This window comes from Nocardioides rubriscoriae (assembly GCF_008087085.1).
GTDB classification, from domain to species: domain Bacteria; phylum Actinomycetota; class Actinomycetes; order Propionibacteriales; family Nocardioidaceae; genus Nocardioides; species Nocardioides rubriscoriae.
The window spans coordinates 536,004-551,873 of the sequence record NZ_VIYJ01000001.1 but is presented as its reverse complement, the minus strand read 5'-3'; the positions used below and the strand labels follow the sequence as shown (position 1 = coordinate 551,873).

At 74.1% G+C, this 15,870-nt stretch carries 14 protein-coding genes; 8 read left to right on the top strand and 6 right to left on the bottom strand.

All coding sequences use genetic code 11. The features are described 5' to 3' along the window. Positions 1 to 15: 15 nt before the first annotated feature. The 3 genes from FZC61_RS02665 to FZC61_RS02655 form a co-directional block, all read right to left on the bottom strand. The gene (locus tag FZC61_RS02665) at positions 16 to 609 is read right to left on the bottom strand and encodes a P-loop NTPase family protein (RefSeq protein WP_148612177.1); all 594 of its coding nucleotides are present in this window, start codon (positions 607 to 609) and stop codon (positions 16 to 18) included. A gap of 171 nt (positions 610 to 780) precedes the next feature. Next, positions 781 to 1,647, bottom strand: coding sequence for an HpcH/HpaI aldolase/citrate lyase family protein (locus FZC61_RS02660; RefSeq protein WP_148612175.1), 867 nt, complete (start codon positions 1,645 to 1,647; stop codon positions 781 to 783). Beyond that, the gene (locus FZC61_RS02655; protein WP_148612173.1) at positions 1,644 to 2,750 is read right to left on the bottom strand and encodes an HpcH/HpaI aldolase/citrate lyase family protein; all 1,107 of its coding nucleotides are present in this window, start codon (positions 2,748 to 2,750) and stop codon (positions 1,644 to 1,646) included. Before FZC61_RS02655 ends, FZC61_RS02660 begins: the two co-directional genes overlap by 4 nt. A gap of 82 nt (positions 2,751 to 2,832) precedes the next feature. On the opposite strand from FZC61_RS02655, the gene FZC61_RS02650 reads away from it, so the two are divergent. Then, the gene (locus FZC61_RS02650; protein ID WP_148612171.1) at positions 2,833 to 4,947 is read left to right on the top strand and encodes an aryl-sulfate sulfotransferase; all 2,115 of its coding nucleotides are present in this window, start codon (positions 2,833 to 2,835) and stop codon (positions 4,945 to 4,947) included. On the opposite strand, the gene FZC61_RS02645 is transcribed toward FZC61_RS02650, so the two are convergent. Next, a complete protein-coding gene (locus FZC61_RS02645) occupies positions 4,944 to 5,495 on the bottom strand; it encodes a DnaJ family domain-containing protein (protein WP_148612169.1) in 552 nt (183 codons plus the stop codon). The genes FZC61_RS02650 and FZC61_RS02645 overlap by 4 nt on opposite strands. 51 nt (positions 5,496 to 5,546) lie before the next feature. Between FZC61_RS02645 and FZC61_RS02640 the strand changes: the two genes are divergently transcribed. Further along, positions 5,547 to 6,290: a dienelactone hydrolase family protein gene (locus FZC61_RS02640; RefSeq protein ID WP_148612167.1), complete on the top strand. Its 744-nt coding sequence runs from the start codon at positions 5,547 to 5,549 to the stop codon at positions 6,288 to 6,290. Positions 6,291 to 6,322: 32 nt separating this feature from the next. On the opposite strand, the gene FZC61_RS02635 is transcribed toward FZC61_RS02640, so the two are convergent. Continuing rightward, positions 6,323 to 6,607 carry an excalibur calcium-binding domain-containing protein gene (locus FZC61_RS02635; RefSeq protein WP_148612165.1) on the bottom strand — a complete coding sequence of 95 codons (285 nt, stop codon included), beginning with the start codon at positions 6,605 to 6,607 and terminating at the stop codon, positions 6,323 to 6,325. A gap of 44 nt (positions 6,608 to 6,651) precedes the next feature. Then, a complete protein-coding gene (locus FZC61_RS02630; RefSeq protein ID WP_148612163.1) occupies positions 6,652 to 7,266 on the bottom strand; it encodes a nitroreductase family protein in 615 nt (204 codons plus the stop codon). Between the two features lie 21 nt (positions 7,267 to 7,287). Here FZC61_RS02630 and FZC61_RS02625 point away from each other — a divergent pair, with 21 nt between their 5' ends. The 6 genes from FZC61_RS02625 (at position 7,288) to FZC61_RS02605 (ending at position 15,852) form a co-directional block, all read left to right on the top strand. Beyond that, positions 7,288 to 8,478 carry an allantoate amidohydrolase gene (locus FZC61_RS02625; RefSeq protein ID WP_246142477.1) on the top strand — a complete coding sequence of 397 codons (1,191 nt, stop codon included), beginning with the start codon at positions 7,288 to 7,290 and terminating at the stop codon, positions 8,476 to 8,478. Continuing rightward, entirely contained in the window at positions 8,475 to 9,752 is a 1,278-nt protein-coding gene (locus FZC61_RS02620) for a formimidoylglutamate deiminase (protein ID WP_148612161.1), read from the top strand. The genes FZC61_RS02625 and FZC61_RS02620 overlap by 4 nt, the downstream gene beginning before the upstream one ends. Beyond that, positions 9,749 to 10,906, top strand: a complete 1,158-nt coding sequence (gene hutI, locus FZC61_RS02615; RefSeq protein WP_148612159.1) for an imidazolonepropionase — start codon at positions 9,749 to 9,751, stop codon at positions 10,904 to 10,906. Before FZC61_RS02620 ends, hutI begins: the two co-directional genes overlap by 4 nt. 152 nt (positions 10,907 to 11,058) lie before the next feature. Beyond that, positions 11,059 to 11,199 (top strand): hypothetical protein, encoded by a 141-nt coding sequence (locus FZC61_RS22905; RefSeq protein ID WP_170285946.1) that lies wholly within the window; start codon positions 11,059 to 11,061, stop codon positions 11,197 to 11,199. A gap of 196 nt (positions 11,200 to 11,395) precedes the next feature. Further along, positions 11,396 to 14,356 carry a helix-turn-helix transcriptional regulator gene (locus FZC61_RS02610; protein WP_170285945.1) on the top strand — a complete coding sequence of 987 codons (2,961 nt, stop codon included), beginning with the start codon at positions 11,396 to 11,398 and terminating at the stop codon, positions 14,354 to 14,356. 101 nt (positions 14,357 to 14,457) lie between these two features. Beyond that, the gene (locus FZC61_RS02605; RefSeq protein WP_148612154.1) at positions 14,458 to 15,852 is read left to right on the top strand and encodes a cytochrome P450; all 1,395 of its coding nucleotides are present in this window, start codon (positions 14,458 to 14,460) and stop codon (positions 15,850 to 15,852) included. Positions 15,853 to 15,870: the final 18 nt, after the last annotated feature.

Below are 15,870 nucleotides of genomic sequence, written 5' to 3'. Positions count from 1 at the left end.
AGCGGGCGCCCTGGCTCACCCTGGGGCGGACGACCGGGGAAGACCCAACCCGGCGACGACCTGCTCGGCCGCGTCGGCCGGTGACAGGTCGTCGTTGTCGACGCGCAGGTGCGGGTAGCGACCGGCGAAGGGGAACGGCTGGTCGGGTCCGGTGCTCAGTCGGTGGCGACCGTCCCACTCGCGCAGGCTGCCGCGGGCCCAGGCGACGTCGCGCTTGGACGCCTTGTGCTCGAGCCGCAGCGGCGTGCCCTCGCGCGCGAGCCGGGTCTCCTGGCTCGACCAGAGCTCGACGAAGTCGACAGGGTGCCCGGCGTCGACCACCGGAGCGATCATCTGCTCGACGATCTCGGAGTCGCTCGCGTCGTCGAGGGCCCAGACGACGGTGAAGACCAGTCCGGGAAGTCCGTGAGCCACGGCCTCCTGGAAGACCCGCGTGCGGAACTCGTTCTTGAGCCTGTCGAAGGGCGGGGTGCCGAAGTCGAACACGCCCAGCAAGGGCTCGATCGTCGCGTGGTTGTGGAACAGGCGATACGACGTCAGCCGCGCGATCTCGCGTCCGACGGTCATCTTGCCGACCGCCGGCGGACCGAACAGCATCACCAGGTGCATGGGATCAGTCGAGCAGGCGCGGTGGTGGGGGGCGAGGGGTTTTCGGTGGCGGTGCCCGATCCGTCCCAAGTTTCACCGGCCGGCCGGTGAAGCCCCGACCGGGACGATGAAATTCCATCGTCCCGGTCATGCATTCACCGGCCGGCCGGTGAATCCTGGGGCAGGTGGGACTCAGCCCTCGAGCGCCGCGATCGCCTCGGCGATCGACAGCGTGCGCCGGGCCGACTCGACGTGGAGGTTCTCGACCATGCGGCCGTTGTAGGTGACGACGCCGGAGCCCTTGCCGTCCTCCCAGGCCGCGATCAGCCCGCGGGCGTCCTCGATCGCCTTCTCGGACGGGGCGAAGGCGGTGTTGGCGCCCTCGACCTGGCCGGGGTGGATGAGGGTCTTGCCGTCGAAGCCCATCTGGCGGCCCTGCTCGCACTCGGCGAGGAAGCCCTCGGTGTCCTTGACGTCGTTGTAGACGCCGTCGACGATCGCGATGCCGGCCGCGCGGGCAGCGAGCAGGGCGGTGTGCAGCGAGGGCAGGATCGGGGCGCGGCCGGGCACGTGCTCGGCGTACAGCTCCTTGACGAGGTCGTTGGTGCCCATCACGAGCACCGTCAGCCGCTCGGAGGCCCGGGCGATCGACAGGCAGTCGAGGATCGCGACCGGCGTCTCGATCATCGCCCAGAGCTTGGTGTGCTCCGGCGCGCCCGCCTTCTCCATGGCGGCGACCAGTTCGTGCACCTCGTCGACGCTGCCGACCTTGGGGACGACGACCGCGGCGGGTCCCGCGGCCGCTGCGGCGGCGATGTCGTCGTCGTGCCACGCGGTGCCGAGGCCGTTGACGCGGATCGTGAGCGTCCTGCGGCCGTACTCGCCCGACCGCACCGCAGCGCACGCGGCCTCGCGTGCGGCCGGCTTGGCGTCGGGGGCGACGGCGTCCTCGAGGTCGAGGATGACGGCGTCGACCGGCAGGGTCTTGGCCTTCTCGAGGGCCTTGGCGTTGGAGCTCGGCATGTAGAGGACCGAGCGCAGCGGGGTGAAGTCGCTCATGCGGACGCCTCCTCGGCGGCGGGGATCGCGTCGTACTGGGCCTTGAGCTCGGGGTCGATCGCCGCGAGCTGGTCGGCCAGGGCGACCATCACCAGGCACTGCTTGAGCGAGGCGTCGTCCTCCATCTTGCCGTCGATCATCACCGCACCGGTGCCGTCGCCCATCGCCGCGACGACGCGCCGGGCGTGCGCGATGTCCTCGACGCTGGGGGAGAAGACACGGTTGGCGATGGCGATCTGCTTGGGGTGCAGGCTCCACGTGCCGACGCAGCCGAGCAGGAACGCGTTGCGGAACTGGTCCTCGCACGCGACGGTGTCGGCGATGTCGCCGAACGGGCCGTAGTAGGGGTAGATGCCGTGCATCGCGCAGGCGTCGACCATGCGGGCGATCGTGTAGTGCCACAGATCCTGCTGGTACGTCGTCCGCGCGGCGGCGATGGCCTCCGGCGAGCCGTCGGTCGGGTCCTGGCGGACCAGGTAACCGGGGTGGCCGCCGCCGACGCGGGTGGTCTTCATGCGACGGTCGGCGGCGAGGTCGGCCGGACCCAGCGACAGGCCCTGCATGCGCGGCGAGGCGCCGCAGATCTCCTCGACGTTGGCCATCCCGCGCGCGGTCTCGAGGATCGCGTGGACCAGGATCGGGCGGTCGAGCCCGGCCTTGGCCTCGAGCTGGGCCAGCAGGCGGTCGACGTAGTGGATGTCCTCGGCGCCCTGCACCTTGGGCACCATGACCACGTCGAGCTTGTCGCCGATGCCGGCGACCAGCGTGGTGAGGTCGTCGAGGGCCCACGGGCTGTCGAGCGAGTTGATCCGGGTCCACAGCTGGGTGGGCCCGCCGGCGCCGAGGCCCTCGGTCTCCTGCCCGATGCGTACGAGGCCCTCGCGGGCGGCCAGCTTGTTGTCGGCCTTGACGGCGTCCTCGAGGTTGCCGAGCAGTACGTCGACGGTGCCGACCATGGCCGGGATCTTGGCGGCCATCTTGGCGTTGCTGGGGTCGAAGAAGTGGATCGCGCGGCTGGGACGGAACGGGATCTCGGTCAGCGGGGCGGGGGCCCCGACAGCGAGGGGCCGGAAGAAGTCCTTGGCGCTCTGAGAGGCGGGCATGTCGCGGAAGTTAGCAGTTGCTAACCCCCGTTGGTATGACCGATCTCTCGCCGGGACGGTCGATCGCCCGTAAGGTCGGGAGATGACGAACCCGGGGAGGGTGTTCGTCGTGCTCGGCTGCCTGGTGTCGGCGCTGCTGGTGGGTGTCGACGGCGGGCCGGTCGTGGCCACGGCGGCTTCCGCGCACACGACGCACGACGCGCGACGCATCGCCGCGCCCACGCACTCGATCGTCGTCAGCGGCGACGGTGCGGCGACCTACCCGGCGTACGACCCCGCCGTGACGCGGTACGGCGTGACCACGACCGCCGCGACCGGCGGCACGCTCACGGTCGGCGCGACGACCACCGACCCGGCCGGGACCGTGCTGGTCGACGGCAGGCCCGCCCCCGGCGGCGTCGCGACGGTCACCGGTCTGGTCGCGGGCGACGAGGTGGCAGTGTGGATCGTCGACGCAGGAGGCACCGAGCGGCACTCCTACGTCTACCTGCCGGACGGCTTCCCCACGCTCGAGCGGACCACGGGGTCGCTGACCGGCGGCCAGGTGATGCTGACGCTGAGCAACCAGTGGTTCGAGCGGCCGCCGGACTTCTTCGAGACCGTCGTCGACGGCAACGGCGTCCCGTCGTGGGTGCACGCGCGGCGTGGTGGGCGCAGCATCGACCTCGACCGCCAGCCCGACGGGCACTACACCGTCGCCCGCGTCGGCTACCCGGCGACGCCGAGCGGCGACACCTACGTCGAGCTCGACCAGCGGTTCCGCCCGGTGCGCACGATCCGCACCAAGGACCTCGTCAACACCGACGGGCACGACCTGGTCGTCGAGCCGGACGGCACGACGTGGCTGATGGCCTACGAGCCCAACGACGTGACCGGCATGACCGACTCCGTCATCCAGCGCCTCTCGCCGTCGGGACGGGTGACCTTCCAGTGGAGCACCGCCGGCCTCGAGGGCGAGACCGTCACCCCGGGCAACCCCGACTACGCCCACCTCAACTCGCTGCAGCCCGTGCTGGGCGAGGACGCGGTCATCGCCTCCTTCCGGCACTTCAGCTCGGTCTTCAAGATCGACACCTCGACGCCGACCGGCCGCGTGGTGTGGAAGCTCGGGGGGCGCGACAGCTCCTTCACGTTCGAGGACGCGGGCGGCGACCCCGACGGCGGTCCGTGCGCCCAGCACACCGCCCGGCTGACGCCCGACGGTGACGTCATGGTCTTCGACAACGGCTCCGGCGGGCTCTACGACCCGTTGTGCGTCGACCCGGCCGACCCGTCGGGCCCGCCCGTCGCGCGCCCCCAGACCCGCATCGCCACCTTCTCCCTCGACCAGGCCCACGGGGTCGCGACCCTGGTGCGCTCCTACGCGCCACCCGGTCGCTACGCCTGGTTCGCGGGGTCCGTCCAGCCGCTCGCCGGCGGGCACACGATGGTCGGGTGGGCCTCCGCGGCCGTCGACGCCCACCACCCCCAGGTCGCGACCGAGCTCGACGCGGCCGGCGACGTGGTCTGGGAGCTCGCCAACCCGGTCGACCCGGGGCCCAGCCAGAAGTTCTTCTCCTACCGGGCCCACAAGGCGGTCGTGCCCGACGCGATGCCCCCGCGGGTCGCCGTCACCCGCCCGGCCGCCGGGGCGTCGTACGCCGAGGGCGCCCAGGTGCGGGCGTCGTGGACGTGCCACGACCGGGGCGGCTCCTCGCTGCGGACCTGTGCCGGCACGACCGGCAACGGCGCCCTGCTCGACACCCGGCCCGGCACCCACCGCGTGCGGGTCAGGGCCGTCGACGGGGCCGGCCTCGTCACGACCGTGACCCGCACCTACACGGTGCGCCCGGTCTCCCGCCCGCACGTCCGGGTGCGGCTGGGGCGTGACCGGACGTGGTCCGAGCGGCTCGCCGTAGCCCTGCGCAGCGTCGGCGCGACCGCGGTGGTCAGGGTGCGCGTGCGCAACGGCGGCGCCCGCCCTGATCAGCTGGGGTGGGTCGTCGACGGGACGGCCCGCGGGTTCGCCGTCGTGGGCGACCGCGCCGGGCGGACCCCCGTGCTCGCGCCGGGCGGGTCCGTCGTGACCACGCTGCGGGTGACCCGTCGGCGCGCGGCGCGGCCCGGCGACGCGGTGGTGCTGCGGGTGCGCGTGACCTCCCTGCTCAGCGGCCGCCTCGACGACGCGGCGGTGAGGGTCGTGGCCCGTCGGCCCTAGGAGCCCGACCGGCGGCGGCGCTGCCACCAGCGGCGCGGTGGGGCCGCCGCCTCGGCCGCGGCCTGCTCGGCCGCCCGGGCCGCGCGCCGGGCGGCACGTCGTCCGGCCCAGGCCGCCACGGCCTCGTCGACGTCGCGCGGCATGGTGACCAGCGGCGGGCCCTCCGGCGCGCGATAGCGGGCCGCGACGACCCGCTCGTTGAAGTCGGTGACCACGCGACGCACCTCGGCCTCGAAGCCGATCGCGTCGAGGCGCGCGTCGAGCTCGGCGTCCTCCTTGCGCAGCTGCACGCTCAGCGGCAGGACGGCGATCTTCTCGCGCTCGACGAGCTTCTTGAGCCACCAGTCGGGGTCGTGGGAGTCGCCGAGACCCTCGATCGGCTTGCCCGCGCCGGGCAGGTCGTCGAAGTCGCCGCGCTCCATCGCGACCCGGATCTGCTCCTCGACCCAGCGGTCCTTGCGGGCCATCCGGGCAGCAGCAGCCGCCTCACCGGTGCGCTCGTCGCGCTCGGGCTCACGCTGCCGTCGGTCGGCTGGTCGGTCGGTCATCGGCCATCACCTCACCCCTGAAGGTTACGAGGCCGCACTAGCGTCTGCGCCATGGATCTCATCGACATCCCTGCCGCCGACGGCACCACCCAGGCCTACGTCGCCCGCCCCGGGTCCGGTCACGGGCCGGGCGTGCTGTTCTTCATGGACGCCATCGGCCTGCGCCCCCGCATCGCCGAGATGTGCGACCGGATCGCGTCGTGGGGCTACGTCGTGCTCGCGCCCAACGTCTTCTACCGCGACGGCGACGTCGACGCCGTGCGTCCCCACACCGACCTGCGCGAGCCCGGGGCGCGCGACGCGTTCTTCGCCGAGGCGATGCCCCGCGTCGGCGCGCTGACCAGCGACCTCGCGGTGCCCGACATCGCGGCGTACGTCGCGGCCCTGCGCGGGCTCGACGGCGTCGCCGACGGCCCGATCGGGGTCACCGGCTACTGCATGGGCGCCCGGCTGTCCGTGCGTGCGGCCACCGGTCACCCCGACGACGTCGCGGCCTGCGGCGGCTTCCACGGTGGCGGGCTGGTGACCGACGAGCCCGACAGCCCGCACGCCGGCCTGGCCACGGCACGCGCCCAGTTCGTCTTCGGCCACGCCGACCACGACGGCTCGATGCCCCCTGAGGCCGTGGCCACCTTGGGCGAGGAGCTCGCCCGCCACGGGCTGACCGCGAGCAACGAGGTCTACGCCGGCGCCCCGCACGGCTACTCGATGGCCGACACCTCGATGTACGACGAGGCCGCCGCCGAGCGTCACTTCACCGAGCTCGAGGCCCTGCTCGCCCGCACCCTCGACTGAGTCGGGTCCGCTGAGCGGACCCGCTGACGGGGTCAGGCCTTCTCGCAGGCGATGCCGTCGTTGTCGCGGTCGAGCGTGCCGTTGTGGCGGTCGGCCTCGTTGTAGGCCGCGGTGTTCTTGTAGAAGTTGCGCACCGGGGTGCCCGAGGTGTGGTCGCGGGCGTTGCTGCGCCCGACGCCGTGGGGCCACTTCTTGTTGAGGTTGGTGCAGTTGTCGTGGATCCCCGTCGTGTGCGCCTGCGCGCTCACCACGGCGGGTCCGGCGAAGGTCACGGACAGGGCGAGGGCGAGCGCGAGGGCTCGTGCGGTCGGGGTCATGTGCAGAGGGTCACACAGTGACGGCAGGTGCGTGTGCGGAACGGTCAGTCCTGCACACGGGACCAGTGCCCGCGGTGCACGACCTCCTGCCACGGCGTACGACGCCGTCGCGTGGGGGAGCCGCCGGACCCGCCGGGGGCGGGGTGGCCGATCGTGATGACGCCGATCGGGTCGTGGGTGTCGGGGATGCCGAAGACCTCGCGCAGCGCGGTCTCGCGGTCGGCGACCAGCCCGAAGAAGCAGGCGCCGAGGCCTGCGTCGGTGACGGTCTGCAGGATCAGCAGCGAGGCCTTGGCCGCGTCCATGTGCCAGTAGGGCATCGACCAGCGTGACTCGTCGCGGTCGGTCCAGCCCTTGTCGGGCTCGGCGTAGCGGTCGAGGTAGGCCGCCTTGCTGCTGCACGGCAGCACGACCACCGGGGCGCGCATCATGCCCTCGAGCCACCGGCCGGGGTGGTCGGCGTCGTCGCTGCTGAGCTGCCAGAAGCGGCGTACGTCGGCGGGGGTGTCGAGCACCAGGAACGCCCAGCCCTGCGTGAACCCGGCGCTGGGGGCCCGGGTCGCGTTGGCGAGCGCACGGTCGATGATGGCGGGGTCGACCGGTCGGTCGGCATAGTTGCGGACCATCCGGCGGCGTCGTACGACGTCCTGGAACTCCATGCGCGCAGGATAGGAGCACCGGTGCCCGACGACCTCGAGCAGATGTGGGCCGACCTCGCGCCCGTCGGCCGGTCGGCGGTGTCGGGGGGCTACTTCCGCCAGCCGTTCCTCGACGCCGAGCGCGAGCTGGCGGCGTGGTTCGTCGAGCAGGCGGCCGCGCGCGGGCTCGCGGTGGAGACCGACGGCTTCGGCAACCAGGTCGCCTGGTGGGGCCCGCCCGACCACGACGCGGTGCTGACCGGCAGCCACCTCGACTCGGTCCTCGACGGCGGGGCCTACGACGGCCCGCTCGGCGTCGTGTCGGCGTTCGCGGCACTCGACCTGCTCCGCGAGCGGGGGGTCGTGCCGCGGCGTCGCGTCGGCGTCGCGGCCTTCGTCGAGGAGGAGGGGTCGCGCTTCGGCCAGGCCTGCCTGGGCTCGCGGCTGGCGACCGGGGCGATCTCGTGGGAGACCGCCCGCGCGCTGCGCGACCGCGACGGTGTCGCGCTGGGCGACGTGGTCGAGGGCGTGGTCGAGGGCGTGGTCGAGGGCGGGTCGTCGACGCTGCTGGCCGGCGTGTCGGCCTACGTCGAGCTGCACGTCGAGCAGGGCCGCGACCTGGTCGACCGCGGTGAGCCCGTGGGCGTGGCCAGCGAGATCTGGCCCCACGGTCGGTGGCGCCTCGACGTCACCGGCGAGGCCAACCACGCCGGCTCGACCCGCATGGAGGACCGCTCCGACCCGATGCTGACCTACGCCATGACCGCGCTCGCGGCCAACAAGCGGGCCCGGCTGACCGGGCAGCGGGCGACCTTCGGCCGCGTCGAGGTCACCCCCAACGGCACCAACGCGATCGCCTCTCGGGTCACGGCGTGGCTCGACGCGCGGGCCTCCACCGACCAGGCCCTGGCCGACCTGGTCGCGACCGTCGAGCGGCAGGCCGTCGAGCGTGCCGGGCGCGACGGCACGTCGGTCGCCCTGACCGCCGAGTCGGTCTCGGCGGCGGTGGCCTTCGACCCGGCGCTCACCGCCGGGCGGCCGTGGCCGGTGCTGCCGACCCAGGCCGGCCACGACGCCGGCATCCTCTCCGCGGCCGGCATCCCCAGCGCCATGCTCTTCGTGCGCAACCCCACCGGGGTCTCGCACTCCCCGGCCGAGCACGCCGAGACGGCCGACTGCCTCGCCGGCGTGGTCGCGCTCGCCGACGTGCTCGAGGGGCTGGTGGGCCGGTGACCTCCTACCTGCTGGAGCGGGCCTGGGTCGACGGCGCCGTCCACGACGCCGTGGGCGTCGAGGTCGTCGACGGTCGGTTCACGTCGGTCACCCCCGGGGCCGGCGGCGGCGAGCCCGTCCCCGGCCTGACGATCCCCGGGCTCGCCAACGCGCACAGCCACGCGTTCCACCGGGTCCTGCGCGGCCGCACCCAGCGCGGTACCGGCTCGTTCTGGACCTGGCGCGCGCAGATGTACGCCGTCGCCGAGCGTCTCGACCCCGACTCCTACCTCCGGCTCGCCACGGCCGTCTACCGCGAGATGGCGGCGGCGGGCATCACGACGGTGGGGGAGTTCCACTACCTCCACCACCAGCCCGACGGCACGCCGTACGACGACCCCCACGTCATGGGTCACGCGCTGCTCCAGGCCGCCGACGTCGCCGGCATCAGGATCCGACTGCTCGACACCTGCTACCTCAGCAGCGGGTTCGGCGAGCCGCCCGAGGGCGTGCAGCGGCGCTTCAGCGACGGCGACGCCGACGCCTGGGCCCGACGGTCGAGTGCGCTGCCCGGGTCGGGAGCCGCGATCCACTCGGTGCGCGCGGTCCCCGACGACCAGCTCGCCACCGTCGTCGCGGCGGCGGCCGGCCGACCGCTGCACGTCCACCTCAGCGAGCAGCCGGCCGAGAACGACGCCTGCGTCGCGGCGTACGGCGCCACGCCGACCCAGCTGCTCGCCGACCACGGCGTGCTCGGCCCACTGACGACGGCCGTCCACGCCACCCACCTCACCGCTGACGACGTCCACCACCTCGGCAGCACCCGCACCCACGCCTGCTTCTGCCCGACCACCGAGCGCGACCTCGGCGACGGCGTCGGCCCCAGCGCCGCGTTGCGCGACGCCGGTGCGCGCCTGACGCTCGGCTCCGACAGCCACGCGGTCATCGACCTGTTCGAGGAGATGCGCGCCGTCGAGCTCGACGAGCGCCTGGCGACCCGCCGCCGCGGCACGTGGCTCACCGCCGACCTGCTCGACGCCGCGACCGCGACCGGACACGCCAGCCTCGGCTTCCCCGACGCCGGTGCCATCGCCGTCGGCTCCCGCGCCGACCTCGTCACCCTCGACACCACCAGCCCCCGCACCGCCGGCACCGGCGCCGACGAGCACACGGCCGTCTGGGCCGCGAGCGCCGCCGACGTCACCTCGGTGATGGTCGACGGCCGGTGGCTCGACCTCGACCGGGCGGCGGTCGGTCGCGACCTCGACGCCGTGGTCGCGGAGGTCCTGCGATGAGCAGCACGCTGATCACCGGGATCGCCGAGCTGACCACGTGGGACGACGACCGGCCGATGATCGAGAGCGCTGCTCTCGTCATCGACGGTGCGCGCGTCGCCTGGACCGGCCCGGCCCACCTGGCCCCGGCCACCGACACCGCCGTCGACGTCGGCGGGCGCGCGGTGCTGCCCGGGTGGGTCGACTCCCACTCCCACCTGGTCTTCGCCGGTGACCGGGCGGCCGAGTTCGAGGCGCGGATGTCCGGCACGCCGTACGCCGCGGGCGGCATCCGCACCACCGTCGCCGCCACCCGCGCCGCGACCGACGAGCAGCTGACCGCCCACGTCGCCGCCCTGGTCGCCGAGATGCGCCGCCAGGGCACGACGACCGTCGAGATCAAGAGCGGCTACGGCCTGACCGTCCACGACGAGGCGCGCAGCCTCGCGGTCGCGAGCCAGTTCACCGACGAGACGACCTTCCTCGGCGCCCACGTCGTGCCACCTGAGTACGCCGACGACCCGGCCGGCTACGTCGACCTGGTCACCGGCGCGATGCTCGCGGCCGCCGCGCCCCACGCCCGGTGGATCGACGCGTTCTGCGAGGAGGGTGCCTTCGACGCCGACCAGGCCCGGGCGGTGCTGGCCGCGGGCGAGGCGGTCGGGCTGCGCGGGCGGCTGCACGCCAACCAGCTGACCCACGGCGCCGGCGTACGACTCGCGTGCGAGCTCGGCCTCACGGCCGTCGACCACTGCACCTACCTCGCCGACGCCGACGTCGACGCCCTGGCCGCCTCGGGCACCGTCGCGACGCTGCTGCCCGGCGTCGAGTTCTCAACCCGCCAGCCCTATCCCGACGCCCGCCGGCTCCTCGACGCCGGCGTCCGGGTCGCGCTGGCCAGCGACTGCAACCCGGGCTCGTGCTTCACCTCGTCGCTGCCGTTCTGCGTCGCGCTCGCGGTGCGCGAGATGGGGATGACGCCCGCCGAGGCCGTGCACGCGGCGACCGCCGGCGGTGCCGCCGCGCTCGACCGCGACGACGTCGGGCGCCTCACCGTCGGCAGCCGCGCCGACCTCCTGGTCCTCGACGCCCCGAGCCACCGGCACCTCGCCTACCGCCCGGGCGTGCCCCTGGTCGCCGCGACGTGGGTCGGCGGGCGGCCCGCCACGTCGTGAGGGGGTCGGGTGGTGAGCCGCGTCACGCCCCTCTGAGGTACCCCCTGTTCACACCTAGGGCACGCGACCGATGTGCGGTGCTACCTCAGGGGGCGAGTCTCGTCCACAGAGGCCGGCACCAGGTCGGCCCTGAGGTAGCGAGGAGCACCGCCATGTTCGACCGCATGACCGTCCAGGCCGAGGTGGACTACCGCCGCGAGCGCCTCTCCCGGAGCGTCACCGTCAAGCGCCACCGCACCGACCGCACCCGGATCCCCTTCGTCGGGGACCAGACCGGACGGCGCGCCCGCTGACCGTGCACGGGTGCCCGGCCGCGACCACGGCCCCACCCGACCCCCGGAGCGCACGAGAGTGACGCCGAGCAGACGAGGAGTACCTCCGCTGCTCGGCGTCCGTCGTTTTCCGGCCGGCCCCGCTCGCCGGCGACGGGCCGCGGACGACCAGGCGCGTCCGCTGACGCGCGCGGCCGGGTAGAACACAATGGGCCCCGTGATCCAGTCCAGCGCCACCATGGTCGGACGAGACACCGAGCTGGTCGAGATCGCCGCGTCGCTCGGCGTACGCCCGGCGCGTCCGGCCGACCGGCTGGTCGACGTGCTGCTGGCCGGTGACGCCGGCGTCGGCAAGACGCGCCTGCTGCGGGCGCTGCGCGACGTCGCGGTCGAGGAGGGCTGGCAGGTCTTCGCCGGCCACTGCCTCGACTTCGGCGACAGCGCGCTTCCCTACCTGCCGTTCTCGGAGGTGCTCGGCCGCCTGGCCACCGAGCAGCCGGACGTCGTCGCCGAGGTCGCGGCCGCCCACCCCGCCCTGGCCCGCCTGCAGCCCGTGCGTCGCCAGATGGCCGACACCGACCCCGTCGACGCCGAGGCCTCCGCGCTCGACCGTGCCGACCTCTTCCGCGCGATGCTCGCGGTGCTCGAGGGCGCCGCCCGCCGGGCCAAGCTGCTGCTGGTCATCGAGGACACCCACTGGGCCGACCAGTCGACGCGCGACATGCTCAGCTTCCTGCTGTCGCGGGTCGACTCCGGCGGGTTCGCGGTCGTGGCGTCCTACCGCTCCGACGACCTGCACCGCCGCCACCCCCTGCGTCGTCAGGTCGCCGAGTGGTCGCGGCTGCGCGGCGTCGACCGGATCAACCTGTCGCCGCTGGACGACGACGACGTGCGCTCGCTGGTGCGCCAGCTCGTGCCGGGCGGCCTGCCCGAGTCGGAGGTGGCCGACGTCGTCGCGCGCGCCGAGGGCAACGCGTTCTTCGTCGAGGAGCTCGTCAGCGCCGCCGCCGAGCCGGGCACGTTCATTCCCGCCGACCTCGCCGACGTCCTGCTGGTGCGCCTGGACCGCCTCGACGACGACGCCCGTCAGGTGGTGCGCGCCGCCAGCGCCAGCGGCCGCCGGGTCACCCACGAGCTGCTCGAGGCGACGTCAGGGCTCTCCTCGCAGGCCCTCGACGCCGGCCTGCGCGGCGCGGTCGAGATGAACGTCCTGGTCGCCGAGCGCGGTTCCTACGCCTTTCGCCACGCCCTGCTCGGCGAGGCCGTCTACGACGACCTGCTGCCCGGCGAGCGCGCCCGGCTGCACGCCCGCTACGTCGCGGTGCTGCGCGACGGCAGCGCCCGCGGCACCGCCGCCGAGCTCGCCCGCCACGCCCGGCTGGCCATGGACCGCACCACCGCCCTGCAGGCCAGCGTGCGTGCCGGCAACGAGGCCAGCGCCGTCGGCGGGCCCGACGAGGCGGCCTACCACTACCAGCAGGCGCTCGAGATCCTCAGCGGTGACCTGGCCCGCGGCGACGGCGGCGACCTCGGCGACCTCGGGATCGACCTGTCCAAGCTCGTGGTCAAGGCCGCCGACGCCCTGGTCACCTCCGGCGACCCCGAGCGGGCGATCGCCGTCATCGGCGAGCAGCTCGAGCGGCTGCCCGCCGACGCCTCCGACACCTGGCGGGCGCGCATGCTCAGCGCCCAGGCGGCGGCCCTCTACATCACCGAGACCGACAGCGACGCCGTCGCGATCTCGGCCCAGGCCGTCGCCCTGGCCCCGCCCGGCGAGAGCGGCCTGCGGGCCCGGGTGCTCGCCAACCACGCGCGCATCCTGTCGGCCTACGGCCGCTTCGAGGAGGCCGAGGTGGCCGGCGTCGACGCGCTCGAGCTGGCCGAGCGGCTCGACCTGCACGAGCTGGCCAGCGACGCGATCACCACGCTGTCGGGGCTGAAGAAGGCCGGCCCCAAGGAGGGCCTGCGCGCCGCCCTCGAGGAGGCCGTCGCCCGGGCGGTCGAGTCCGACGCCCTCGACGCCGAGCTGCGCGGCCGCTTCCTGCTCGGGCGCTCCTACGAGGACTGGGGCGAGTTCGACGAGGCCGAGCGCTGGTTCGCCAGCGGCATCGACCGCGCCACCGAGGCCGGGGTGCCGTGGGCGCCGTACGGCTTCGAGGCGCGGTGGCAGCTGTCGTGGATCCACCTGGTCCGCGGTGAGTGGGACCGCGCCCTGGACCTGTTCGTCGTCGAGGGGCCGTTCCCGCCGCCGATCCCGCGGGCCCTGCTCACCTCGATGCGGCTGCAGATCCTGCAGCACCGCGGCGAGGACGTCGGGGCGCGCGCCGTCGGCCTGCGGCCCTTCTGGCGCCGTGAGGGGGCCGTCGCCATCCACGCCGCCGCGATCGAGATGGTCGCGGCCGGCCGCAAGGGCGAGCCCGCGGCCGCGGTGGCGGCGTACGACGAGGCGGTGGGGGTGCTCTCCCGCATCTGGCACGAGTGGTTCAGCGCCCGCATCCGGCTGGCGGCCGTGGCGGTCGGCGTCCTGGCCGACGCGATGGCCCACCGCAGCGGCGCCGAGCGCGAGGTGCTGGTCAAGGACGTCGACCGGCTCCACGCCGACGGCCAGATCGTCCTCGAGCGCTACGCCGACCCGTCGGGCCACTGGGGCCCCGAGGGACGAGCGTGGGTCAAGCGGCTCGACGCCGAGACCCTGCGCGCGCGCTGGCAGGCCGGCACCGACTCGCCCCCGCTCGACGTGCTGATCGAGACCTGGCGCGAGACCGAGACGCTCTTCGCCGACTTCGGGCACGTCCACGAGCTCGCGGTCGTCCGCACCAAGCTGGCCGGCATCCTGCGGGCCGCAGGAGACCTCGCCACCGCCCGGGTGCTCGGCGACCAGGCCCGCGTCGTCGCCCACGCGCTGGGGGCCCAGCCGCTGCTCGTGGAGCTCACGGCGATCGGCTCGGCCCCGGCCCCGCGCTCGGTCGAGGCCGCCGAGCGCGTCACGCTCACCGCCCGTGAGCGCGAGATCCTCAGCCACGTCGCCGACGGGCGCACCAACGGCGAGATCGCCAAGCTGCTGTTCATCAGCGCCAAGACGGTCTCGGTCCACGTGTCCAACATCCTCGGCAAGCTCGACGCCTCTGGCCGCACCGAGGCCGCCGCCATCGCCCGCCGCCGCGGCCTCCTCGACTGACCCGCCGATAGTCGTGGACCTTCTGCACCGCACCCGGTCGTGTGCAGAACGTCCACGACTATCGGGGGTGGGGTTGGCTACCGCGCAGTAGCCTCGGGGTCGTGACCGCCCTGGACGACGTCCCCGCGCTGACCCGGCAGCGGTTCCGCCAGACCAACGTGGTCGGTGGCGGCACGCCCGCGCCGCCGCCCGACGCCGACCTGCCGCCCGGTCCGCGCTGGCCCGCGCTGGTGCAGACGGTCGCGCTGATGCGCTTCCGGCACCGGTTCCACCCCTACCTGCGCCGGAAGTACGGCGACACCTACACCGTCCGGCTCCTCCCCGGCGGCCGGCCGCTGGTCATGGTCACCCGGCCCGAGCACACCAAGGAGGTCTTCGCGGGCGACCCCGAGGTCTTCCACGCCGGGAAGGGCAACTCGATCCTCGGGCCGATCATGGGCCTGCACTCGCTGCTGCTGCAGGACGGCGCCGAGCACAAGCGGGCGCGCAAGCTGATCATGCCGGCGTTCAACGGCCAGGCCCTCAAGGGCTACGCCGACCTGGTCACCGACATCGCGCGCGACGAGGTCGCCCACTGGCCCGACCACGCGACGTTCCGCTCGCTGGACCGGATGAACGCGCTGACCCTCGAGGTCATCCTGCGCGTCGTCTTCGGCGTCAGCGACGAGGAGCGGCTGCGGGCGCTGCGGCCACGCGTCAACGCCACCGTCGACGTGCCCCCGCTGGTGCTGCTCGGCTGGGGCTACCCCCGCCTGCAGAAGGTCGGCATCTGGAAGCGCACCGTCGACAACCAGTACGCCCTCGACGAGCTGATGTACGCCGAGATCCGCGAGCGTCGGGTCGCCCCCGACCTCGCCGAGCGCACCGACGTGCTGTCGCGGCTGATCCGCGTGGGCACCGAGCCCGGCGACGACCCTGAGGACCGGCTCAGCGACACCGAGCTGCGCGACCAGCTCGTCACCCTGCTGCTGGCCGGCCACGAGACCACCGCGACCGCCCTGTCGTGGGCGCTCTACGAGCTCGGCCGCCACCCCGACCTGCACGCCCGCACGGTCCGGGCGGTCCGCGACGGCGACGACGCCTGGCTCGACGCGGTGCTGAAGGAGTCGATGCGCCTGCACCCCGTCATCCCGATGGTGGTGCGCACCCTGATGAAGCCCGCGACCATCGCCGGCCACGACCTGCCCGCCGGCGTCACCGTCGGCCCGTCGATCATCGTCAGCCACCAGCGCTCCGAGGCCCACCCCGACCCGTGGACCTTCCGCCCCGAGCGCTTCCTGGGCACCAACCCGCCCACCAACACCTGGATCCCCTTCGGCGGCGGCGTACGCCGCTGCATCGGCGCCGGCTTCTCGCTGATGGAGGGCGTGGCCGTGCTGCGCGAGGTGTTCGCGGCGATGGACGTCGAGGCCGTCGGCGACGACGAGCCCCAGGTCCGCAACATCACCTCGGTGCCGCGCCACGGGGCGACGATCCGGGTCGCCCGCCGGGGCTGAGGCCCACTACGGCCTCGG